Origin of the sequence: Mesorhizobium silamurunense (assembly GCF_014843905.1) — a bacterium.
GTDB classification, from domain to species: Bacteria; Pseudomonadota; Alphaproteobacteria; order Rhizobiales; family Rhizobiaceae; genus Mesorhizobium; species Mesorhizobium silamurunense.
Map to the genome: position 1 here is coordinate 131,392 of NZ_LPVS01000082.1, position 21,836 is coordinate 153,227.

General features: G+C 64.1%; 18 protein-coding genes and 1 pseudogene. 9 read left to right on the top strand and 10 right to left on the bottom strand.

Features of this window, described 5'->3' with window-relative positions; all coding sequences use genetic code 11:
* Window positions 1-41 precede the first annotated feature (41 nt).
* Window positions 42-899: pseudogene (locus AU465_RS24410) on the top strand (glycoside hydrolase family 25 protein); the annotation flags it as partial.
* A gap of 347 nt (window positions 900-1,246) precedes the next feature.
* Window positions 1,247-1,789, top strand: a complete 543-nt coding sequence (locus AU465_RS24415; RefSeq protein ID WP_192253998.1) for a DUF2314 domain-containing protein — start codon at window positions 1,247-1,249, stop codon at window positions 1,787-1,789.
* A gap of 185 nt (window positions 1,790-1,974) precedes the next feature.
* Here the strand turns inward: AU465_RS24415 and AU465_RS24420 are convergent, their stop codons facing one another.
* Genes AU465_RS24420 through AU465_RS24435 form a run of 4 tightly spaced genes read right to left on the bottom strand, consistent with a single transcriptional unit; the run spans window position 1,975 to window position 6,632 of the window.
* Window positions 1,975-2,361: a VOC family protein gene (locus tag AU465_RS24420; protein ID WP_192254000.1), complete on the bottom strand. Its 387-nt coding sequence runs from the start codon at window positions 2,359-2,361 to the stop codon at window positions 1,975-1,977.
* Between the two features lie 60 nt (window positions 2,362-2,421).
* The gene (locus AU465_RS24425; protein ID WP_192254002.1) at window positions 2,422-2,628 is read right to left on the bottom strand and encodes a type II toxin-antitoxin system HicB family antitoxin; all 207 of its coding nucleotides are present in this window, start codon (window positions 2,626-2,628) and stop codon (window positions 2,422-2,424) included.
* Window position 2,629: 1 nt separating this feature from the next.
* Complete coding sequence (locus AU465_RS24430) at window positions 2,630-2,833, bottom strand: type II toxin-antitoxin system HicA family toxin (protein ID WP_376774893.1); 204 nt, start codon at window positions 2,831-2,833, stop codon at window positions 2,630-2,632.
* Between the two features lie 7 nt (window positions 2,834-2,840).
* A complete protein-coding gene (locus tag AU465_RS24435; RefSeq protein WP_192254004.1) occupies window positions 2,841-6,632 on the bottom strand; it encodes a vitamin B12-dependent ribonucleotide reductase in 3,792 nt (1,263 codons plus the stop codon).
* A gap of 722 nt (window positions 6,633-7,354) precedes the next feature.
* Between AU465_RS24435 and gltX the strand changes: the two genes are divergently transcribed.
* Complete coding sequence (gene gltX / locus AU465_RS24440; RefSeq protein ID WP_192254006.1) at window positions 7,355-8,728, top strand: glutamate--tRNA ligase; 1,374 nt, start codon at window positions 7,355-7,357, stop codon at window positions 8,726-8,728.
* Here gltX and AU465_RS24445 read toward each other — a convergent pair.
* From AU465_RS24445 to AU465_RS24460, 4 genes are all read right to left on the bottom strand, one after another.
* Complete coding sequence (locus AU465_RS24445; RefSeq protein WP_192254008.1) at window positions 8,646-9,863, bottom strand: DUF2865 domain-containing protein; 1,218 nt, start codon at window positions 9,861-9,863, stop codon at window positions 8,646-8,648. The two genes, gltX and AU465_RS24445, sit on opposite strands and share 83 nt — an antisense overlap.
* Before the next feature lie 49 nt (window positions 9,864-9,912).
* Window positions 9,913-10,323 (bottom strand): MAPEG family protein, encoded by a 411-nt coding sequence (locus AU465_RS24450; RefSeq protein WP_192254010.1) that lies wholly within the window; start codon window positions 10,321-10,323, stop codon window positions 9,913-9,915.
* Between the two features lie 121 nt (window positions 10,324-10,444).
* Window positions 10,445-12,769, bottom strand: coding sequence for an NADP-dependent malic enzyme (locus AU465_RS24455; protein ID WP_192254012.1), 2,325 nt, complete (start codon window positions 12,767-12,769; stop codon window positions 10,445-10,447).
* Between the two features lie 174 nt (window positions 12,770-12,943).
* Complete coding sequence (locus AU465_RS24460; RefSeq protein WP_192254016.1) at window positions 12,944-13,723, bottom strand: SDR family oxidoreductase; 780 nt, start codon at window positions 13,721-13,723, stop codon at window positions 12,944-12,946.
* A gap of 151 nt (window positions 13,724-13,874) precedes the next feature.
* Here AU465_RS24460 and AU465_RS24465 point away from each other — a divergent pair, with 151 nt between their 5' ends.
* Window positions 13,875-14,672 carry a UDP-2,3-diacylglucosamine diphosphatase gene (locus AU465_RS24465; protein ID WP_192254055.1) on the top strand — a complete coding sequence of 266 codons (798 nt, stop codon included), beginning with the start codon at window positions 13,875-13,877 and terminating at the stop codon, window positions 14,670-14,672.
* Between the two features lie 149 nt (window positions 14,673-14,821).
* Complete coding sequence (locus AU465_RS24470; protein WP_192254018.1) at window positions 14,822-16,036, top strand: MFS transporter; 1,215 nt, start codon at window positions 14,822-14,824, stop codon at window positions 16,034-16,036.
* Here AU465_RS24470 and dgcA read toward each other — a convergent pair.
* Entirely contained in the window at window positions 16,007-16,990 is a 984-nt protein-coding gene (dgcA, locus tag AU465_RS24475) for an N-acetyl-D-Glu racemase DgcA (RefSeq protein ID WP_192254019.1), read from the bottom strand. The two genes, AU465_RS24470 and dgcA, sit on opposite strands and share 30 nt — an antisense overlap.
* A gap of 77 nt (window positions 16,991-17,067) precedes the next feature.
* Here dgcA and AU465_RS24480 point away from each other — a divergent pair, with 77 nt between their 5' ends.
* The 4 genes from AU465_RS24480 to AU465_RS24495 all read left to right on the top strand — a co-directional run bounded on the left by AU465_RS24480 (window position 17,068) and on the right by AU465_RS24495 (window position 21,142).
* Window positions 17,068-18,255: an ABC transporter permease gene (locus tag AU465_RS24480; protein WP_192254021.1), complete on the top strand. Its 1,188-nt coding sequence runs from the start codon at window positions 17,068-17,070 to the stop codon at window positions 18,253-18,255.
* A 1-nt stretch (window position 18,256) separates the two neighbouring features.
* A complete protein-coding gene (locus tag AU465_RS24485; protein WP_192254023.1) occupies window positions 18,257-19,075 on the top strand; it encodes an ABC transporter ATP-binding protein in 819 nt (272 codons plus the stop codon).
* A 14-nt stretch (window positions 19,076-19,089) separates the two neighbouring features.
* The gene (locus AU465_RS24490; RefSeq protein ID WP_192254025.1) at window positions 19,090-20,463 is read left to right on the top strand and encodes an MlaD family protein; all 1,374 of its coding nucleotides are present in this window, start codon (window positions 19,090-19,092) and stop codon (window positions 20,461-20,463) included.
* 88 nt (window positions 20,464-20,551) lie between these two features.
* A complete protein-coding gene (locus tag AU465_RS24495; protein WP_192254056.1) occupies window positions 20,552-21,142 on the top strand; it encodes an ABC-type transport auxiliary lipoprotein family protein in 591 nt (196 codons plus the stop codon).
* A 166-nt stretch (window positions 21,143-21,308) separates the two neighbouring features.
* Here the strand turns inward: AU465_RS24495 and AU465_RS24500 are convergent.
* On the bottom strand, window positions 21,309-21,836 hold a 528-nt coding region (locus tag AU465_RS24500; protein ID WP_192254029.1), incomplete at its 5' end, for a hypothetical protein.

The window sequence follows — 21,836 nt, forward strand, 5'->3', positions numbered from 1 at the left end:
ATGCGCGTCTTGACGACGAGAACGCACGCCCCGACGACGGGAATTCGCGTCCTTTCGGCCTGGCCGAGGAAGAGACGGCGGCGTTCCCGGCGACCGACCTGCCGGACGCGGTCGAGCCGCCGGTTCAGGAGGCAGCGCTCGTATCGCCGCCGAAGCGGCTGTCGCGCGCAGCACCGGCGATGCTCGCCAGCCCGGTCACCCGCTATGCTTTCCGCGATGCCAAGCCGATCAATTTCGGCCGCTCATCGCCCCGGCATCTTGCGGTGCACGGCGTCGACGTCTCGCGCTGGCAGGGCAACATCAACTGGCAGAAGCTGCGCGCCCAGGGCGCCAACTTCGCCTATATCAAGGCGACCGATGGCGGCGACCATCTCGATCCGATGTTCATGAGGAACTGGCGCGGCGCCGACGCCGCCGGGCTGAAGCGCGGCGCCTATCATTTCTTCTATTGGTGCCGCACCGCCGGCGAGCAGGCCGACTGGTTCATCCGCAACGTGCCGCGGGTCCAAGGCGGGCTGCCGCCGGTGATCGACGTCGAGTGGAACGGCGATTCCTCCTGCCAGCGCCGGCCTTCGCGCGAAAAAGTGCTGGAGAAGATGCAGGTGTTCATGGACAAGCTGGAGCGCTACTACGGCCAGCGGCCCATCATCTACACGTCGCCGGACTTCTATCGCGACAATCTGCGCGGCGCCTTCCAGGACTATCCGTTCTGGCTGCGCGCGGTCGCCGCGCACCCGTCAAAGGTCTATCCGGGCCGCAGGTGGCTGTTCTGGCAGTATTCCGGCTCCGGCCTGTCGCACGGCGTGAGCGGCCGCGTCGACCTCAACGTGTTCCATGGCGACGAGCGGCAATGGCGCGCCTGGCTCGGCGGCGGGCCGATGGTGGCCGACGCGGATTGATCCGCTTACGGATTTCCTCGGCTGCTTGGCCGACCGGGGACGTGATTCCGTGAATGCCGCATAGGCGAGCACGCCCATGAAGATCGCAAAATAGGCCAGAACGACGGCGATGACGATCAAGGTCTCGGTGGGCATGGGTATCTCCTCGCAAGAACAGCCGAGGAGACAACAGGACGCCCTGCAGCGCCTTGACCTGGATCAGGCAATTTGCCGTTTGGCGGTTGAACGACATCCACGGCCTTGGCGGCAATTTTCAGCATTTCGCTAATCATCCGCTCACTTTGTCCCTTAGCGGTGCGGCAACGCCCTTCCGGTAACGTGTTCGTGATCGCGTCTTGGAGGGGTCTATGCGCAATCCAGTTGTGGCAATCGTTTTCGCAGCCGCTCTTGGCTACGGGTTCTTCAACGCGCTCGGCCACATGGCGAGCAACAAGCCGGCCGCCATTCCGGAGGCAGCGCCCGGCGCCTCGCCGACCGCGCCGCGCCCAATGAAGGAAAACGTGGTCGCCTATTACACTGGCGACAAGGCGATGCAGGGCGCCAAGGCCAAGGGCCATTCGACGCTGCCGCGCTTCCATGAGCTGATGGACGCACGTACGCCCGGCACCTACACGGTGAAGTTCCCGCTTACTCAGAACGGCGCCACCGAGCACATCTGGCTGCAGCTTACCGGCTACAGCGACGGCCACTTCGTCGGCCTTCTCGCCGACAAGCCGGTCAACGGCAACCAGTACAAGATGGGCGACCGCATGACGGTGGCCGAGGCGGATGTCGAGGACTGGATGATCCGCAACGGCGGCGACGTCTATGGCGGCTACACGGTGCGCCAGGCGCTGGCCGATATGCCGAAGGAGCAGGCGGCGAAGTACGGGATTGCGTTCAAGGATTGATGCGCATCTTCTACGCAGAGGTGGACGCTCGTCCTCGCGCTTCGTCATCCTCGGGCTTGGCCCGAGGATCCATGTGACCATTGCCGTAGGGCGCAACGGTGCAGAATTCTGAACCGCTGCAACGCCTTGATGTAACGGCGTAGATTCTAGGGTCTGCGCCGCGTCGCTTCGCTCCTTGCTCCGCCCTAGAATGACGACGCGGAAGGCTCGTTGATCATCGCCTCGATGTTGTAGCCATCGGGATCGAGCACGAAGCAGGCGTAGTAATTCTGAGCATAATCCGGGAGCGGACCGGGTGCGCCATTGTCCCCGACGCGTGCCTCGAGCGCTGCCCGATAGAACGCATCGACCTTCGCCTTGCTCTTTACCCGGAAGGCCACATGCAGATGGGTGAGCGGCGGTTTCTCGCCGGTGCGCTGGATCTCGAACAGGCAGCCATTGCCGACATCGAAGGCCCAGAACACGCCTTCCTTGCCGAAAGAGAGGCTGTATCCCAACGGCGCGAACGCCTTTTCGTAGAAGAGCTTGCTCTTCTCGAGGTCGCTCACTTCGATGGTGATGTGGTCGATCATTCGATACCGTCGCAGTATAGGGCAGCATTGCCAACTGATCGTACTGCAATCCCGACGGTTCTATGCCTCTACATATTCCGCCAAGCTGACGGCTTCAGGAATTTCCAAACCGTCGGCGCGCAAACCCTCGATATGGAAACGTATTGCGCCGCGAATTTCGTTTTCCACCTCAGGCACGGTCGCGCCGGTCGCGATGCAGCCCGGCAAGTCCGGCACATAAGCGGAAAAATTGTCTCCGGCTTTTTCGATCACCACCGCGTAACGCATGTCATCGCTCCTTCAGACCGGACTGCTTGAGGATGCTGTTCAGCGTTCCTGGGGCAACCTCTTCAGACGGCTTGCCGGCCACGGTGACGCGGCCGGCTTTGGTCTTGTGCTTATATTGGCGATGGCTGCCCTTGGTTGCAACCAGATACCAGCCGTCGGCCTCCAGTAGGCGAATGACTTCGCGAACCGTCAGCCGAGGCGGCATCCAGATCTCAGCTGCACCCGCTCGTCGAACCGCAGGTGTCGCACTTCTCGCAGGTGCCGTTCCGCACCATGGTGAAGTTGTGGCACTCGGAGCATTCGTTGCCGGTGTAGCCCTGCAGCAGCGACTGCTGGCGCCTGGTCGCGGCGAGCTTCTTCGCCTCGGCCGCTTCGTTCGCAGCGGCGTCGGTGAACAGAGCTTCGGCGCCGCCGGCGGCCTCGGCTTCCTGTTCCACCATCTCCTCGGCCAGTTCCCTGGCGCGGTCCTCATAGTCGCGCTTGTAGGCTAGGGCCTCGTCGCTCGCCGGCTTCAGCGCCAGCACGTTGGAACCGGCGAAGGCGGTCGGTGCTGCGCGGGCAGGGGTGGTCGTCGGTGCCGAGCCGCCAAAACCCTTGGGCTCGGTGCCGACGCCCGACACCAGCTTCACCGGCGAGGCGCCGCGATAGAGGCCTTTCGAGAAGGGTGTCGCCTTGCCTTCGGTGATGCCGCGGCCGAGCGCTGTCTTGTCGAAGTCCGACTGGTCGACATGGGCGAGGTCGTGGCGGCCGAGATAGGAGACGGCAAGCTCGCGGAACACATAGTCAAGGATCGAGGTCGCGTTCTTGATCGCGTCGTTGCCCTGCACCATGCCGGCCGGTTCGAACTTGGTGAAGGTGAAGGCCTCGACATATTCATCGAGCGGCACGCCATATTGCAGGCCGAGCGAGATTGCGATGGCGAAGTTGTTCATCATCGCGCGGAAGGCCGCGCCTTCCTTGTGCATGTCGATGAATATCTCGCCGAGGCGGCCGTCGTCGAATTCGCCGGTCCTGAGATACACCTTGTGGCCGCCGACGACCGCCTTCTGCGTGTAGCCCTTGCGGCGGTTCGGCAGTTTCTCGCGGTCGCGGTAAAGCCGCTCGATGACGCGCTCGACGATCTTTTCCGTCACCTGCACGGCGCGCTGGGCGGCCGGTGCGGCGATCAGTTGCTCGACCGCCTCGTCCTCGTCCTCGTCGTCATCGGCGAGCAGCGAGGCGTTGAGCGGCTGCGACAGCTTCGAGCCGTCGCGGTAGAGCGCGTTGGCCTTCAGCGCCAGCTTCCAGGACAGCATGTAGGCGTTCTTGGCGTCCTCGACCGTCGCCTCGTTCGGCATGTTGATGGTCTTGGAGATGGCGCCCGAGATGAAGGGCTGCGCCGCGGCCATCATCAGGATGTGGCTCTGGATCGACAGTGAGCGCTTGCCGATCTTGCCGCAAGGGCTGGCGCAGTCGAACACCGGCAGGTGCTGGTCTTTCAGAAATGGTGCTCCCTCAAGGGTCATCGCGCCGCAGACATGGATGTTGGCGGCGTCGATCTCCTTCTTGGTGAAGCCCAGCGCCGGCAGCATCTCGAAGGAGAAGTCGGAGAGCTGCTCGTCGGTGAAGCCGAGCGTCTCCTTCACCCAGTCGGCGCCGAGCGTCCACTGGTTGAACACGAACTTGATGTCGAAGGCCGACTTCAGCGCCGCGTTCAGCGCCGCGATCTTCTCGTCGGTGAAGCCCTTGGCCTTCAGCGTCGACGGATTGATGCCCGGCGCCTGGTTGAGGTTGCCGTGGCCGACCGCATAGGCCTCGATCTCGGCGATCTGGCTTTCGGAGTAGCCCAGCGTCCTCAGCGCTTCCGGCACGGCGCGGTTGATGATCTTGAAGTAGCCGCCGCCGGCGAGCTTCTTGAATTTCACCAGCGCGAAGTCGGGCTCGATGCCGGTGGTGTCGCAGTCCATGACTAGACCAATCGTGCCGGTCGGCGCGATCACGGTCGCCTGCGCGTTGCGGTAGCCATGCTCCTCGCCGAGCTCGATGGCGCGGTCCCAGGCAGCGCGGGCATGCTCGGCCAGCGCCTGCTGCTTGAGGTCGGACGCGACCAGCGGCACCGGATTGACGGCGAGCTTCTCGTAGCCGTCCTTGTCGCCGTAAGCGGCGCGGCGGTGGTTGCGCATGACGCGCAGCATGTTCTGGGCGTTGCGGTCATAGTCCGGGAAGGCGCCGAGCTCGGAAGCCATCTCGGCCGAGGTCGAGTAGGCGACGCCGGTCATGATCGCGGTGAGCGCGGCGCAGATGGCGCGGCCCTCGTCGGAGTCGTAGGGGATGCCCGAGGTCATCAGCAGGCCGCCGATATTGGCGTAGCCGAGGCCGAGCGTGCGGTAGTCGTAGGAGAGCTTGGCGATCTCCTTCGACGGGAACTGCGCCATCATCACCGAGATTTCGAGCACGACGGTCCACAGACGAACGGTGTGTTCGTAAGCCGCGATGTCGATCGTGCCGTCTTCCTTGCGGTAGGGCAAAAGGTTGATCGAGGCTAGATTGCAGGCCGTGTCGTCGAGGAACATGTATTCCGAGCACGGGTTGGAGGCCCGGATCGCACCGGCCGAAGCGCAGGTGTGCCAGTCGTTCATCGTCGTGTTGAAGTGCAGGCCGGGGTCGGCCGAGGCCCAGGCGGCGTAGCCGATCTTTTCCCAGAGGTGGCGTGCCTTCAGCGTCTTCAGCACCTTGCCGTCCTTGCGGGCGGTGAGCTGCCAGTCGCCATCGGCCTCGACGGCGCGCAGGAAATTGTCCTTCAGCGACACCGAATTGTTGGAGTTTTGGCCGGAAACGGTTAGATAGGCGTCAGAATCCCAGTCGGTGTCGTAGGTCTTGAACGACATCGAGGTGTAGCCCTGGCGGGCGAACTGGATGACGCGGTAAATATAGTTCTCCGGCACCGAGTTCCGCTTGGCCAACTTGATCTCGCGCTTCAACGCGGTGTTCAGCGCCGGATCGAAGCAGTCGTCGCCATTGCCTTCGCAATTGACGCAGGCCTTCATGATCGCTTCGAGGTGCTTCTTGACGATTTTCGAGCCGGTCACCAGCGAGGCGACCTTCTGCTCCTCATTGACCTTCCAGTCGATGAAGTCCTCGATATCGGGATGGTCGGCATCGACGATGACCATCTTGGCGGCGCGGCGCGTCGTGCCGCCCGACTTGATGGCGCCGGCCGCGCGGTCGCCGATCTTGAGGAAGCTCATTAGGCCGGACGAGCGGCCGCCGCCGGAAAGCTTCTCGCCTTCGCCGCGCAGCATCGAGAAGTTCGAGCCGGTGCCGGAACCGTATTTGAACAGGCGCGCCTCACGCACCCACAGGTCCATGATGCCGCCCTCGTTGACGAGGTCATCCTGCACGCTTTGGATGAAGCAGGCATGCGGCTGGGGGTGCTCGTAGGCGGACTTCGACTTGGTCAGCTTGCCGGTGAAGGGGTCGACATAGAAATGACCCTGGCTCGGACCGTCGATGCCATAGGCCCAGTGCAGGCCGGTGTTGAACCATTGCGGCGAGTTCGGCGCGACGCGCTGGGTGGCCAGCATATAGGCGAGCTCGTCACGGAAGGCGCGCGCGTCTTCTTCCGATTTGAAGTAGCCGCCCTTCCAGCCCCAATAGGTCCAGGTGCCGGACAGCCGGTCGAAGACCTGGCGGGCGTCGGTTTCCGAACCATAGCGCTCCGCTTCCGGGAGCTTGGCAAGTTCGGTCTCGTCCGCAACCGAGCGCCACAGGAAGGACGGGACGTCGTTCTCCTCGACCTTCTTCAGGCGCGCGGGCACGCCGGCCTTGCGAAAATACTTTTGGGCCAGGATGTCGGCCGCGACCTGGCTGAACTGGGCCGGCACATCGATGTTGTCCAGGCGGAACACCACCGAGCCATCGGGATTCTTGATCTCCGACAGGGCCTTGCGGAATTCGATCTCCGCATAGGCAGCCCTTTCTTGACCTGCTTGGTCTGGCTTGGTGAAGCGACGCTCGATGCGCATTGGTCCGGTCCCTTTTATCTATATATAGCGCTTTTCCCCAGGGATTGCTGCCCCAATGGCTAAAAGCGCGGTCCGCCGTTTGCCGGCATCGCGAGCAATGCCGGCATTCTCCTCGTCGCGGGTGCCGCCGTGCAGACAGCAAAACGCTTTGCCCAAGCATTTGCCCGGGCTGCAGGCCGACCCCCGCGGGTCCCTAACTGAAACTTTGGTCGATTCCCTCGTTCGAGGGAGGTTCACACTATCTAGGGTCGAGCCTGCCTGCAAACACTAAATATAGTGTTAACAGATCATTTTTTCCAGGCCGACAATTCTCCCTTTCGCCCACCCAAGCCCCAACATCCCAACGCTCCCGCCGGCCTCGTGAACAGGCGGAAATGCGGGCAAAAACGCACAAAATCCGGGAAAAAGACCGGCCTCTGAACTCTCCGGTCACGCCCGCAACAGGAGCGCATGGCCTATAAAAAGCGACTCGTTCTGACCCGTCAAGGATTCGTTTTTGTAGCTTTCGTGACCCCAATATGTTGTGTGTCACATATGTGGATAACGGGGACAGAAAGGGGCCTCCAAAAGCCTGGATTCGACGATCGTTGCGGACGAGTTCGCCGGGTGGCCCGGAGCCGAGCCCGACGAGCGGCTTTTCATTTTGGCTGGCTTGCACTATCTCTTGCGCTTGCGCGGGGGCGTGTCTTGTCAAGCCTAAAAGCATTCGTTACGCCCCGCTCATGACCATTACCGTTCGTTTCGCCCCATCGCCGACCGGCCGCATTCATATCGGCAACGCGCGCACCGCGCTGTTCAACTGGCTGTTCGCCATGAACAATAAGGGCCGCTACATCCAGCGCTTCGATGACACCGACGTTGCCCGCTCGACCCAGGAATTCGCCGATTCCATCCTGTACGACCTGCATTGGCTGGGCATTTTTCCGGATGTCACCGAATACCAGTCGCGCCGCGTCGAGATCTACGACGCGGCGGTCGAGCGGCTGAAGGCGGCGCGGGTGCTCTATGCCTGCTACGAAACGCCGGAGGAACTCGATCTGCGCCGCAAGGTGCGCCGCACGCGCGGCCTGCCGCCGGTCTATGGCCGCGAGGCGCTGACGCTGACGCCGGAGCAGGTGGCCGAATACGAATCCGACGGGCGCCGCCCGCACTGGCGCTTTCTTCTGCCGAACTTCACCGGCGACCCGCTGCAGCCCGAACGCACCGAGGTGCACTGGAACGACCTGGTGCGTGGCGAGGAGACCGTCGATCTCGCCTCGCTGTCGGACCCGGTCCTAGTGCGCGAGGACGGCACCTATCTCTACACGCTGCCTTCGGTGGTCGACGACATCGATATGAGCGTCACCCATGTCATCCGCGGCGATGATCACGTCACCAATACCGGCGTGCAGATCGCCTTGTTCCAGGCGCTGGGCGCCGAGCCGCCGGTGTTCGGCCACCACAATCTCTTGACCACCGTCTCGGGCGAGGGGCTGTCGAAGCGCACTGGCGCGCTGTCCATCGAAAGCCTGCGCGAGGACGGCATCGAGCCGATGGCGGTCGCCTCGCTCGCCGTGCTCGTCGGCACATCGGAGAACGTTACGGCCGCGCACGATCTCAACGAGCTCGCCGGGCATTTCGACCCGGCGGCGACGTCCAAGTCCGCCGCCAAGTTCGATCCCGACGAGTTGTTCGTGCTCAACCGGACGCTCATGCATCAAATGCCGTTCGAGGAGGCGCGCGACCGGCTGATCGTGCTCGGCATTTCCGGCGACAAGGCCGAGCCCTTCTGGCTGGCGGTACGCGGCAATATCGACCGCTTGTCGGACGCTGTCGCCTGGTGGAGAATCCTGAGTGACGGGCCGCAGGAGTCGGCGGAGTTCTCCGGCGAGGATCGCAACTTCCTCGACCAGGCGTTCGACCTGTTGCCGGAAGAGCCATGGAATGGCGCCGTCTGGAAGGACTGGACCGGCAAGATCAAGGAAGCGACCGGCCGCAAGGGCAAGCCGCTGTTTATGCCGCTGCGGCTGGCGCTCACCGGGCGGACTTCGGGGCCCGAGCTTTCAGATCTATTGCCGCTGATGGGTCGGGAAGGAACGCTGGCCCGACGACCCTGACCTTGCGCTGTTCCGGCGGCAGCGCCGATACCGGCGACTCCGGCACCTTGGTGGTCAGGCGCTTGATCGCTGCGCGGTCGAGCCCGCCTTCGGCATTGGCGAGCGTTTCGGGGTCGGCGCCAGGATCGGGTTTGGCGGCCGGTACCGGGACGAAGGGCGTGGCCTCGCTGTCCGGCTGCGACTGTTCCGGATTGGGCGGATTACCGGCGATGATCGAGAAGTTTTCAGCCTGGGCGTTGCAGCCGCATTGCGGCGACCGCGAGAAGTTCGCGCTCTTGTAGAGGTAGGCCGTCGGCAGCTCGCTGTAAGGGCGGCCGGTCACCGACGAGGTCATCGCCCCGGCATCGTCGTCCATGCCGCGCGTGTAGAAGACTTGCATCTCGGTGCCGGGGCAGCTCGATTCGCAATTCTTCTGGTCGCGCTCGAAATCGCCGTAGGAGGCGGCGTTCGACATCGGGAAGAAATAGCCGTCGCAAGTGCGTACGCACACCGTATGGAATTCGCCGTTGGGCTGCGGCAGGTCCAGGCCGTCCGGCTGGTTGATGATGCGGCGGATGTTGCGCACGCTGGGATCGTCGGACGGCACCTCCGATGCATCGGGCAACTCGAGAGGCTCGGTTTCCTGACCGCGGCCGAAAAGCTGTTCGAAGAGATTGCCGTTGCCATTGTCGCGCGCGGCCTCCTGAATAGGAGCGCGGCGCGGAGCGATCTCGTCGTCGCGGCAGCCATTGGCGTCGAGCGCCGCAAGGATGCGGCTGCGGTCGCGCCGGGTGCCGCCGCCGGCCAGCCGCTCGCGCTTGGCCTGCAAGGTGTCGAGATTGGCGTTCATGCGCTCGATCGAGGCATTGATCGCCGCGCATTGGCCGACATTGCGCGAAAACAGCGTGAAGCCGCAATTGGCATCGCTTGCCCGGCTGCGCGCCTTCGCCAGTTGCTCGCGCTGGCGGGCGATCGCGTCGTCATATTTGCGGATCAGGCCCGGGCCGCCCCCACCCCCGCTTGCGGCGGCGAGTTCGGCTTCGAGTTGGCGGCACGTGCGGGAGGCTGCTTGCGGCTCGGTCACGGCCACGGCTGAACCCGCCAGCGCTGCAAGCAGCGCCGCAAGGTGGGTCAGCTTCAACCCCGCGCCTTTCATTCGCCTGAAACCCCGATTGCCTGTGGCCGGAAGGCTACCGTGTTCGTGGTTAACTGTTTCCTAGTAAAGGCCACACCGATGCCAGCAAAAGCATGACGATTCCAACAAACGCAACGTTCCAAACGAGCGAGCGGAGCAGGGGAACGCCGAATGCATAGAGCGGAAGATAGACCAGCCTGGCCGAAAAATAGAGTCCGGCTCCCCACTTACTGAGCGCGGTCTCGTGGCCAGCCGCGTGGACAAGAAAAACCGCCGCCACGAACACCGGAAATGTCTCGACGAAGTTTCGCAGTGCCCTTTCCAGGCGCCCCGCTATCCCTGTGAGCGGAGGGACTTCGGCGTCTCGGGCGCTGGCCGTCCAGCGGTAACCTCGCTGGAAGCTCGCCGAATGCGAGGCGAGAACAATGTGAACGAAACAGAGCACGCAACTTGCGGCGAGCATGGCTAGTTCGAAGCTCATTCAACCCTCGCACCTGCCCATTCGTCTTTCGCGCTTGAATATCGAAACGTGACAGTGTGGCCGCGATGGCCGCCACCAACTTACGATGAAGCACCATCGGTGTTTACGGCCAAAGTGGTCCTCAACCCAGATTGGCGATCGCCTGCGCCTTGTGCGCGGCTTCCACCACCGCCAGCGCCGTCATGTTGACGACGCCGCGCGAGGTCACCGAAGGCGTCAGGATGTGCGCGGGCTTGTCGGTGCCGAGCAGGATCGGCCCGACATGCAGCGCGTCCATCATGGCGCGCAGCGCCGTCAGCGTGATGTTGGCCGAATCGAGGTTCGGGAACACCAGGAGATTGGCTTCCCCTTTCAGCCGCGAATGCGGGTAGACGCGCTGGCGCAGATGCTCCGAAAGAGCGGAGTCGGCATGCATCTCGCCATCGCACTGCAAATCCGGCGCGATGCGGGCGAGGATCGACGCCGCCTGGCGCATCTTCAGCGCGCCGGGCGAATCGCGCGAGCCGAAATCCGAATGCGACAGAAGCGCTGCCTTCGGTTCGATGCCGAAGCGCTGGATCTCTTCCGCCGCCAGCACGGTCATCTCAGCGATTTCCTCCGCCGTCGGATCGACCGAGACATGGGTGTCGGTGAGGAAGATGATGCCGCGCTGCGAGATCAGCATCGACAACGTCGAGAGATCGCGGTCCTTGATGCCGGGACGCGGCCCGATGATCAGCGTGACATTGCGCAGATGCCGCTCGAAGCGGCCTTCGAGCCCGCAAATCATCGCATCCGCATCGCCGCGCTTCAGCGCCAGCGCGGCGATCACCGTATTGTTGGTGCGCACCATGGTGCGGGCGGCTTCCGTCGTGATACCGCGGCGGCCGGCGAGCTCGATCAAGAGATCGACATAGTGGCGGTAGCGCGGATCGTCTTCCGGGTTGATCAGGCCGAAATCGACGCCCGGCCGGATGCGCAGGCCGTAGCGTTTCAGCCGCACCTCCACGACATGCGGGCGGCCGATCAGGATCGGCTCGGCGATGCCTTCCTCCAGCACTACCTGCGCCGCCCGCAGCACGCGCTCGTCCTCGCCATCGGCGTAGATGACGCGCTTGGCGCTCGAGGTCTTGGCCGACGAGAACACCGGCTTCATCACCAGGCCGGAGCGGAAGACGAAGCGGTTGAGCTTGTCGATATAGGCGGCGAAATCGGCGATCGGCCGCGTCGCGACGCCGGTGTCGCAGGCGGCTTTCGCCACCGCCGGCGCGATGCGCAGGATAAGGCGCGGGTCGAAGGGCGAGGGGATCAGGAAGTCCGGGCCGAACACCGGCGTCTCGCCGGAATAGGCGCGCGCGGCGACATCCGAAGGCTCTTCGCGGGCGAGGGCCGCGATCGCCCTGACCGCGGCCATCTTCATCTCCTCGTTGATGGCGCTCGCGCCGCAGTCCAGCGCGCCGCGGAAGATGTAAGGAAAGCACAGCACGTTATTGACTTGATTGGGAAAATCGGAGCGCCCGGTGCAGATCATGGCGTCCGGCCGGGCCGCCCTTGCCACCTCCGGCATGATCTCCGGCGTCGGGTTGGCGAGCGCCAGGATCAGCGGCTTCGGCGCCATGTGCTGCAGGAGCCCGGGCTTCAGCACGCCGGCGGCGGAGAGGCCGAGGAAGACGTCGGCGCCGGTGATGACATCGGCCAACGTGCGCGCTTCCGTGTCCTTCACATAAGGGTCTTTCCAGCGATCCATCTCCTCGACGCGGCCCTTGTAGGCGACGCCGAAACGGTCGGTGACCCAGATGTTTTCCACCTTGGCGCCGAGCGAGACCAAGAGGTTGAGGCAAGCGAGCGCCGCGGCACCGGCGCCGGAGGTCACGATCTTGATGTCGGCAATCGTCTTGCCGGCGAATTCGAGCCCGTTGAGCACCGCCGCCGCGACGATGATCGCCGTGCCGTGCTGGTCGTCATGGAAGACCGGAATGCTCATGCGCGCCTTCAGCCGCTCCTCGACCTCGAAGCATTCCGGCGCCTTGATGTCCTCGAGGTTGATGCCGCCGAAGGTCGGCTCGAGCGCGGCGACGGTCTCGACCATGCGCTCGATCTCGGGCGCGTCGATCTCGATGTCGAAGACGTCGATGCCGGCGAATTTCTTGAACAGCACCGCCTTGCCCTCCATCACCGGCTTGGAGGCGAGCGGGCCGATATTGCCCAGCCCAAGCACCGCCGAGCCGTTGGAGACGACGCCGACCAGGTTGGCGCGCGCCGTGTAGTCGGCGGCGGTCGACGGGTCGTCGCGTATCTCGAGGCAAGGGGCGGCCACGCCCGGCGAATAGGCAAGCGCGAGATCCCGCTGGTTGCCGAGCGGCTTCGTCGCCTGGATTTCGAGCTTTCCCGGGGTGGGGTACTTGTGGAAGAAGAGCGCGGCCTCGTCGAGGTCCGATCGGGCCGTTTTCTTGCTCTCGCCGTCCATTCGCGGCCCTCCCTGCGCTTCCTGCTTTCGAGCCTTTTAGCACGCGGCGGCGATTCTTCGCGACGCCAAATCACTCTGTCGGCGTTCACATTGCCGAAGCTGAAATAGGCGAGTTATTTCAGCCGTTTGAGGCAAGGTCCTCTGGTTTTGGCGGCAGCCGCGGGACCGACCCGGTCAGAACGCGCTGACATAGAGGCCGCCGTCAACCGGGATGTTCTGTCCAGTGAGATAGCCGGCGTGGACCGAGCACAGGAAGGCGCAGATCTGGCCGAATTCCTCCGGTGTGCCGAGACGCTTTGCCGGCACATCGGCGCTGATGCGGGCCTTCCGCGCGGCTGCCGCCGCCGGGTCTTCCGGCGTCCCGGCCTCATGCGCGCCGCGCAGCCGGTCGGTGTCGAGCTTGCCGGGCAACAGGCTGTTGATGGTGACGTTGCGGTCGATCACCGTGCGCGCCACGCCGGCAAGGAACGAGGTCAGGCCGGCACGGGCGCCCGATGACAGGTCGAGCCCCGGAATCGGCACATAGACCGACAGCGAGGTGATGTTGACGATGCGGCCGAAGCCGCGCTTGGCCATGCCGTCGATCACCGCCTGGATCAGCTCGATCGGCGTCACCATGTTCTGCGTCACGCCTTCGAGGATCTTTGCGCGGTCGAGCTCCCGGAAATCGCGAAGCGGCGGGCCACCATTGTTGTTGACCAGGATGGCCGGGTCAGGGCAGGCGGCGAGCAGCGCCTTCTGCACCTCCGGCTTCGAGACGTCACCGGCGATCTCGACCACCTCGACGCCGAATTTTTCGCGGATTTCCTGCGCGGTCTTCGCCAGCAGCTCGGCGTTGCGGCCGTTGACGACGAGGTCGACGCCGGCTTCGGCCAGCGCGATGGCGCAGCCGCGCCCAAGTCCCTTGCTCGAAGCGCAAACGATGGCCTTCTTGCCGCGAATGCCGAGATCCATGGTGGTTTCTCCTTTTTTGAGGCCGGCAAGCTACCGCCTGGGCTGGACCAACCGCAACCGTCATACGGTTGTTGCATGAATCGAGGCATAGGCACGCGAAAGAAAGGTGGAAATCGCGATGTCCGGTCCAGAGCCCCGCACTTTTCGCACCATGTTCATTTCCGACGTGCATCTCGGCTCGAAAGCGGCCAAGGCCGATTTCCTGATCGATTTCCTGCGCCACCACGACGCCGATACCATCTATCTGGTCGGCGACATCGTCGACGGCTGGCGCCTGCGGCGCAGCTGGCATTGGCCGCAGAGCCACAACGACGTGGTGCAAAAATTGCTGCGCAAGGCGCGCAAGGGCGCCTTGATCACCTACATCGCCGGCAACCACGACGAGTTCGCCCGCCAGTTCCAGGGCGTGCATTTCGGCGGCATCGTCGTTGCCGACCGCGCCGTCCACGAGACCGCCGACGGCAGGCGGCTGCTCGTCATCCATGGCGACCAGTTCGACACGGTGGTGCACAACCAGCGCTGGCTCGCCTATCTCGGCGACTATGCCTATGACACGGCAATGCTGGTCAATCGGGTCGTGACCAAGCTGCGCCATCTGCTGGGCCTGCCTTACTGGTCGTTCTCGTCCTGGGCCAAGGTCAAGGTCAAGAAGGCGGTGAACTTCATCGGTTCGTTCCAGACGGTGCTCTCCGAGGAGGCGCGGCGCTCGCATGTCGACGGCGTCATCTGCGGCCACATCCACCATGCCGCGATCGAGAACTATGGCGACGTGCAGTACATCAACACCGGCGACTGGGTGGAAAGCTGCACGGCTGTGGTCGAGCATTTCGACGGCCGCATGGAAATCCTGACCTGGGCGCATGTGCTGCCCGAGGTTGCATCCGGCAAGGATGCGCCGGTGCCCGTCGATATCGTCGATCTCAAGGGCAGGGCGGTCAAGGCAGCCTGAGCGCCTTTGCGCCTTCTCGGGCCGAGGCTCCTTGTCTTTCAACAGCTTTAGCCTGATCGATTGGTCCAGGCAGTTCCGCCGCGCCTTGCCTCATGTTAGGGATCGAAACGCGTTGCGGGTCGTGGAATGCAGCGTAATTGGATCGATTCATGTCGCTGCCGCCGCTATCGCCTGAACAACTCGTCAAGCCCGCCCATTTCGAACTGCGCATGAGCCTGATCTTCGCGACATTGTTCGTGTCGCAGGGGACGCATCTGCCCTATTTTCCGCTCTGGCTGCAGGCAAAAGGTTTTCATGCCGAACAGATCGCCGTCATCCTGGCCGCGCCGATGTTCCTGCGCGTCGTGACGACGCCGATGCTCACCGCGCTTGCCGACCGGGCGAAGGATCGGGCCGATGTCTATATCGCGCTGGTCGCGGCATCGATGATCCTTTCAGCCGGCTACTTCCTGCCGGCCACCTATGCGATCGTGCTCGCCATCTCGCTGCTTTTGACGATCCCCTGGACACCGCATTCGCCGATGGCCGATTCGCTGGCGCTGTCGGGCGTGCGCCGCTTCGGCTCCAACTACACCGCCATGCGCAAATGGGGTTCGATCTCCTATCTCTGCGCCAATGTGGTGGGTGGCTTCATCCTGGCAGCCACGGGCCCTCAAGCTGTTCCGGCGATCATCTTCGTGGCCCTTGCCGCGGCCCTTGTCGCGGGACTGTGGGCGCCGCGCATGGGCAAGCCCCGCAAGGCGTCGCCGTTGTCGGCGACCGACATCCAGCATTCCGCCCCGAGCCTCTTCAACGCCTATTTCCTCTATTTCACGCTCGGCGTCGGCATCATCACCGCCAGCCACGCCTTTCTCTACGGCTTCGTGTCGATCTACTGGAAGTCGATCGGCATCGGCGATTCCGTCGTCGGGCTGCTGTGGGCCTGGGGTGTGGTCTCCGAGGTCTGCATGTTTGTGTTCTTCAACCGCATTTTCGCTTCCGTCTCGGTCGTCAGGGTCATGGTGCTCGCCGGCATCGGCTCGATCGTGCGATGGATCGCCTTTCCACTGGTCTGGCCGCTCGGCCTGGGAATCGCCGGCTTCTTCGGCGTCCAGGCGCTGCATTCGGTGTCGGTGGCGATGGTGCTGATCGGCTTGCAGAAAATGATCGGCGAAACGGTGTCCGAAGAGCGCACGGGCGCGGCGCAAGGCATCGCCTTTTTCTTCAACGGCTTCTTCATGGCCGCGGTGACGCTTGCCTCCGGACCGCTCTATGACCGTCTCGGTGTTGACGGGTTCCTGGCGATGATCCCGATCGCGATCATCGGCCTGGTGCTGATCGGCCTTGCCGCGCGCTCAGCCCCACAGCGCCCGCTCAGGGGGTGACACCAGCGATCCCTGGTAGACCAGGCCGGGCTCGCGGTCACGCGCCAAGAGCAACGGCCCGTCGAGGTCGACGAAGTCGGCTCCTTGAGCCAGCAGCACGGCCGGCGCCATGGCAAGCGACGTGCCGACCATGCAGCCCACCATGATGCCGAAACCCAGTTCTCGTGCGCGGTCGCGAAGGATCAGCGCTTCGGTCAGGCCGCCAGACTTGTCGAGCTTGATGTTGACGGCGTCGTAGAGGCCGACCAGCGCTTCGAGGTTCTTCGCCTCATGCACGCTTTCGTCGGCGCATATCGGCACCGGATGCGCGATCTTGCGCAAGATGGCGTCGCGGCCGGCGGGCAGCGGCTGCTCGATGAGCGCTATGCCGTGCTCGGCGGCAAAGGCAAGGTTTTCCGCGATGTTGTCATCCGTCCAGCCCTCGTTCGCGTCGAGGATGATACGGCTTTGCGGCGCGGCTTCCGTCACCGCGCGGATCCTTGCCGTGTCGTTGTCACCGCCGATCTTGACCTTGAGCAGTGGCCGCGATGCATTGGCTCGTGCCTGCGCGGCCATCGCCTCAGGCTCGGCGAGCGACAGCGTGTAGGCGGTTTCCAGCGCCTTCGGCGAAACAGCGCCGATCGCGTCCGCCACCGGCCTGCCGCTCAGCTTGGCCTCGAGGCCCCACAAGGCGCAGTCGACGGCGTTGCGTGCCGCGCCGGCCGGCATGGCCGCGAGCAGGGCGGCGCGACCGATGCCGCCGATGATCTGGCCGCGCATCGCCTCGATTGCGGCACGCACGCCCTCCATGGTCTCGCCGTAGCGCTTGTAGGGAACGCATTCGCCGCGCCCGGCATGACCATTCTCGCCGATCGTCACGGTGATGACCTCGGCCTCGGTTTTCGATCCGCGTGAGATGGTGAAGGTGCCCGCGATCGGGAATCGCTCGGCCTCGACCGAAATGACACGCGCCATATTTTTCTTCTCCGGCTGTGCGACACCGGTCTGCCGGCAAATCGACACGCCAGTCCCGTCACGCTAAACAGGACGCCATGTTGACCATCCGCAAACGCGACGCAAGCCGCACGCCCGCCGGTGAGGCCAATCACCAGCCGCGCATCGCCGTCGGCGAGGAAGGCGACGTGCTGGCTTGCGCCTTTTCCGGTGTCTGGACGACGCGGACCGTGGCATCGGTCGACGCCGAGATGCGCAAGATCGAAAAGCGCAACGGCGCCAAGACACTGATGCTCGATCTTTCCAAGATCGAGAAGTTGGATACGGCCGGCGCCTGGCTGATCGATCGGCTGGCCAGCGCCTTCGAGAAGAAGGGCGTCGAGGTCCATGTGCAGGGGCAGAGCGAGATCGCCTCGATCCTGCTCGGCGCCGTCGGCGAGGCGGTGCGGCGCGAGCCCGAATCGGGACCGGCCGGCCCGCCCAACATCATCCTGCGCGCGCTGGAGCTGGTCGGCCGCCGCGTCTACGAGATGCGCGACGACTTCCTCGCCTCGATGAACATCCTCGGCGCCACCATCCGCGGCGCGCAGATGAAGCTTGGCCGCGGCCATGCGGTCAATCCGGCCGCGATCTTCAACCAGATCGACCGCATGGGCGTCGGCGCCATTCCCGTGGTGGTGCTGATGTCGGCCATCGTCGGCGCCATCGTCGCCCAGCAGGGCGCCTATCAGCTCAGCTATTTCGGCGCCGACATCTTCGTCGTCGACCTCGTCGGCGTGCTGATCCTGCGCGAGCTCGGCGTGCTGATGACGGCGATCATGCTCGCCGGCCGCTCGGGAAGCGCCATCACCGCCGAGATCGGCTCGATGAAGATGCGCGAGGAGGTCGATGCGCTGAAGGTGATCGGGCTCAACCCGATCGGCGTGCTGGTATTTCCGCGGCTCGTCGCGCTGGTGATTGCGCTGCCATGCCTGACGATCATCGCCAATTTCGCCGCGCTTGGCGGCGGCATCATCGCCGCATGGCTCTATTCCGACATTCCGCCGGCTGCGTTCATCGACCGGCTGCGTGTCGCCATCGACCTCAGCACTATCTTTGCCGGGCTGATCAAGGCGCCGTTCATGGCCATGATCATCGGCACCATCGCGTCGGTCGAAGGCATGAAGGTCGGCGGCAGCGCCGAATCGCTCGGCCGCCATGTGACCGCCTCGGTGGTGAAGTCGATCTTCGTCGTCATCATCCTCGACGGGCTTTTCGCCATGTTCTACGCAGCGATCGAGTTCTGAGATGGCAGTCGCAAGCGGCAATGGGGTCGAGACGACGCAAAACGCGGATGAAAGCGAAATCGTGCTTTCGGTCCGGGACGTCACCGTCGCCATCGAAGACAAGCTGATCCTCGACAAGCTTTCGCTCGACATCAAGCGTGGCGAGATCCTGGGTTTCGTCGGCGCCTCGGGCGCCGGCAAGTCGGTCTTGCTGCGCACCATCCTCGGGCTGATGCCTAAGCAATCCGGAACCATCAGACTGTTCGGCGTCGACGTCGACAAGGCAAGCGAGGTCGAGCGCCTGCGCATCGATATGCGGCTTGGCGTCCTGTTCCAGCACGGCGCGCTGTTTTCGGCGCTGACGGTGCTGGAGAACGTGCAGGTGCCGATGCGCGAATATCTGGACCTGCCGAAGGCGCTGATGGACGAGCTCGCCATGCTGAAGGTCGAGCTGGTCGGGCTGCCGCCGGACGCGGCGCAGAAATTCCCCTCCGAGCTTTCTGGCGGCATGATCAAACGCGCGGCGCTGGCGCGCGCGCTGGCGCTAGATCCGGACATCGTCTTTCTCGACGAGCCGACCTCCGGCCTCGATCCGATCAGTGCCGCCGAGTTCGACGAGCTGGTCGTCAAGCTGCGCGATACGATGGATTTGACGGTTTACATGGTCACGCACGACCTCGACACGCTGTTCACCGCCTGCGACCACGTGGCGGTGCTCGGCAAGAAGAGGGTGCTGGTCGAAGGCACGATCGACGACATGCTGAAGAGCGAAGAGCCGTGGGTCAAATCCTATTTCCGCGGAAAACGCGCCCGCCAACTTGATCTTGCGGCGCGCGCATAGCCATAAGTGGGGCAATGGAAACCAGAGCCAACTATGTAATTGTCGGCATCTTCACGCTGGCCGCGATCCTCGCGGCCTTCGCCTTCGTCTATTGGACGGCCGCAATCGGCGAGCGGGGCGAGACGACTCTTCTGCGTGTGCGCATCCCGGGCTCGGCTTCCGGCCTCGGCCGAGGCAGCTTCGTGCTCTTCAACGGCGTCAAGGTGGGCGACGTCAAACGGGTCTATATCGACGTCGACAATCCGACCGTCGCCATCGCCGACACCGAGATCGACCGTATGACGCCGATCACCAAATCGACGCAGGCCGATATCGGGCTTGCCGGCCTTACCGGCCAGGCCAATATCGAGCTGAAAGGCGCCGATCCCAAGGAAGTGAAGCTGCTCGACCAGGCCGAGAAAGAAGGCAGGGTGCCGGAGATCGTCGCCAATCCGTCGGCCGTGACCAACCTGTTGCAGACGGCGCAGAACATCTTCACCCGTGCCGACAAGGTGCTTTCAGAGCTCGAGGGCTTCACCAAGGACGTTCGCGGTCCGCTGACGCAGACCGTCAAGAACGTCGAGACCTTCTCCGACGCGCTGGCCAAGAATTCGGATGGCATCGACAAGTTCCTGTCCGCCGTAAGTTCGCTTTCGGACCAGTTGAAGGCCGTTTCCGGCAGGCTGGACAGCACGTTAGCGGCGGCCGAGGGCTTGCTGAACTCCGTCGACAAAGACCGGATCAAGAGCATCGTCGCCAATGTAGACACGGTTACGGCGAACCTTAAGGAAACCAGCAAGCAATTTGATACCACCATCGACAACGTCAACACGGCGGTCAACTCGATCAACGATTTCGCCAAGCAGACGCAAGGCACGCTGGCCAAGGTTAATGGCGTGCTCGACGGCATCGATCCGGCTGAAGTGCGCACGGCGCTGGCCAACATCCAGAAGGCCAGCGACAGCGCCAACAAGGCGGCCGCCGACATCGCCAAGGTCACCGACAAGATCGCCAACCGCTCCGACGACATCAACGACACCATCAAGAATGCCCGCCAGCTCGCGCAGCGCCTCAACGATGCCTCGGTGCGCGTCGATGACATCCTCGAAAAGGTCGACCATTTGCTCGGATCCGGCGAGGCCAACGGCGTGATAGCCGATGCGAGAGCGACGCTGAAATCCTTCAAGCAGGTCGCCGATACGCTGAACGCCCGCCTCGGCACCATCACCGACAATCTGGCGCGCTTCTCCGGTTCGGGGCTGCAGAATGTGGAGGCGCTGGTGCAGGACAGCCGGCGCTCGATCAACCGCATCGAGGAGGCGGTGACCGATCTCAGCCGCAACCCGCAACGCATACTGACGGGCGGCGAGGGAGAGGTCCGTCAGTTTGACGGCAGGGCGCGGCGTTGACTTCGGCTGCCGCGAACGCCAAGAAGATGGGTTGCAGCTGTAGGTTGATCGTAAGGTCCGGGGACAACGGGGATCGCGCGTGAAGTCAGTGAGAGGGTTGAAGTCGGTCGCTGCCGCGGCGCTCGTGTTGACGCTCGCTGGCTGCGCGGCGCTGGGAGGCAAGCCGGCGCCGCTCGATACGTTCGAGCTTTCCGCGCCTTCGGTCGACATGCACGGCCATAGCCGCCGCCAGATCCTGATCGCCCAGCCTTCGGCGCTGAAGGCGCTGGACAGCCAGAACATCGTCATCAGGCCGTCAGACCAGTCGATCCAGTTCCTCAAGGGCGCGCAATGGGCGGACCGCCTGCCGCTGATCGTGCAGGCAAGGCTCGCCGAGACCTTCCAGCGCTCGGGCAGCTTTGCCGGCGTCGGCAAGCCGGGCGAGGGGCTGGCGATCGATTACCAGATCATCGTCGAGGTGCGGTCCTTCGAAGTCCGGGTGAATGGCGGCGCGCATGCCGACGTCGACCTGTTCGTGCGCATCCTCAACGACCGCAACGGCGAGGTGCGCGCCTCGAAGAGCTTCACGGCGAGCGCGCCGGTCTCGGGCAGCGGCAACGCCGCCTATGTCGGCGCGCTGGACAACGCGTTTGGCCAGGCAGCTAAGGACATCGTCCGCTGGACGGACTCGGTGATCTGATTGTCGCCCGCTGGGGGCACGTTGCCCGAACCACAGCGATCTCCGCGCCAAGCCGGAACAGGATGCTGGGCAACAAGCTGGACTAACAAACGTCGGCGCCGGCCCGCTCGGATAAAACAAAAGGCGGGAACGTGTCCCGCCATTTTGTTACTCGCCTAACGACCGCTCAGTGCAGGCGGCCGCTGGCGTGGGCAAGCATCGTGTAGACCTTGCCGGTGTCCGACGTCAGATAGGTCTGCGCCATGATGTTGTCGCGGTCGTTGCGCGAGACATCCTTGAGCAGCTTCTCGAAATCGTCGCAATAGCGGTCGACGGCGGCGCGGAACTCGGCCTCGGCCTGATACTTGCGGCGTATCTCGTCGAAGGTCTGCTGGCCCTTCAGCGTGTAGAGCCGGCGCGTGAACACGTCGCGTTCGCCGCGGCGATAGCGGTTCCACAGCTCGATCGAGGCGTCATGGTCGATGGCGCGCGCGATGTCGACGGACAGCGAGTTGAGCGATTCCATGACATGCAGCGGCGAGCGCTGGGCAGGGGTCGCGCGCGGCGCTTCCGCGGGCGCCGCCGGCTTCAGCTCTTCCTCGCGCGAGGCGTTGGTCAGGAGATCACGCACCCAGCCACCCTGCGGCGTGCGGCCGTTCGGATCGCGGCGCGGGGCTTCGGCGGGGCGCTCGACATCGAGCGTGCCGCGCAGCGT

Excerpts from the sequence above, each read along its gene's own strand:
- AU465_RS24430 (WP_376774893.1), bottom strand. The coding sequence starts at position 2,833 with ATGCCGCCTCGGCTGACGGTTCGCGAAGTCATTCGCCTACTGGAGGCC.
- gltX (WP_192254006.1), top strand. The coding sequence starts at position 7,355 with ATGACCATTACCGTTCGTTTCGCCCCATCGCCGACCGGCCGCATTCAT.
- AU465_RS24480 (WP_192254021.1), top strand. The coding sequence starts at position 17,068 with ATGTTGACCATCCGCAAACGCGACGCAAGCCGCACGCCCGCCGGTGAG.
- AU465_RS24445 (WP_192254008.1), bottom strand. The coding sequence starts at position 9,863 with ATGAAAGGCGCGGGGTTGAAGCTGACCCACCTTGCGGCGCTGCTTGCA.
- AU465_RS24490 (WP_192254025.1), top strand. The coding sequence starts at position 19,090 with ATGGAAACCAGAGCCAACTATGTAATTGTCGGCATCTTCACGCTGGCC.
- AU465_RS24425 (WP_192254002.1), bottom strand. The coding sequence starts at position 2,628 with ATGCGTTACGCGGTGGTGATCGAAAAAGCCGGAGACAATTTTTCCGCT.
- dgcA (WP_192254019.1), bottom strand. The coding sequence starts at position 16,990 with ATGGCGCGTGTCATTTCGGTCGAGGCCGAGCGATTCCCGATCGCGGGC.
- AU465_RS24450 (WP_192254010.1), bottom strand. The coding sequence starts at position 10,323 with ATGAGCTTCGAACTAGCCATGCTCGCCGCAAGTTGCGTGCTCTGTTTC.
- AU465_RS24460 (WP_192254016.1), bottom strand. The coding sequence starts at position 13,723 with ATGGATCTCGGCATTCGCGGCAAGAAGGCCATCGTTTGCGCTTCGAGC.
- AU465_RS24485 (WP_192254023.1), top strand. The coding sequence starts at position 18,257 with ATGGCAGTCGCAAGCGGCAATGGGGTCGAGACGACGCAAAACGCGGAT.
- AU465_RS24420 (WP_192254000.1), bottom strand. The coding sequence starts at position 2,361 with ATGATCGACCACATCACCATCGAAGTGAGCGACCTCGAGAAGAGCAAG.
- AU465_RS24455 (WP_192254012.1), bottom strand. The coding sequence starts at position 12,769 with ATGGACGGCGAGAGCAAGAAAACGGCCCGATCGGACCTCGACGAGGCC.
- AU465_RS24415 (WP_192253998.1), top strand. The coding sequence starts at position 1,247 with ATGCGCAATCCAGTTGTGGCAATCGTTTTCGCAGCCGCTCTTGGCTAC.
- AU465_RS24470 (WP_192254018.1), top strand. The coding sequence starts at position 14,822 with ATGTCGCTGCCGCCGCTATCGCCTGAACAACTCGTCAAGCCCGCCCAT.
- AU465_RS24465 (WP_192254055.1), top strand. The coding sequence starts at position 13,875 with ATGTTCATTTCCGACGTGCATCTCGGCTCGAAAGCGGCCAAGGCCGAT.
- AU465_RS24435 (WP_192254004.1), bottom strand. The coding sequence starts at position 6,632 with ATGCGCATCGAGCGTCGCTTCACCAAGCCAGACCAAGCAGGTCAAGAA.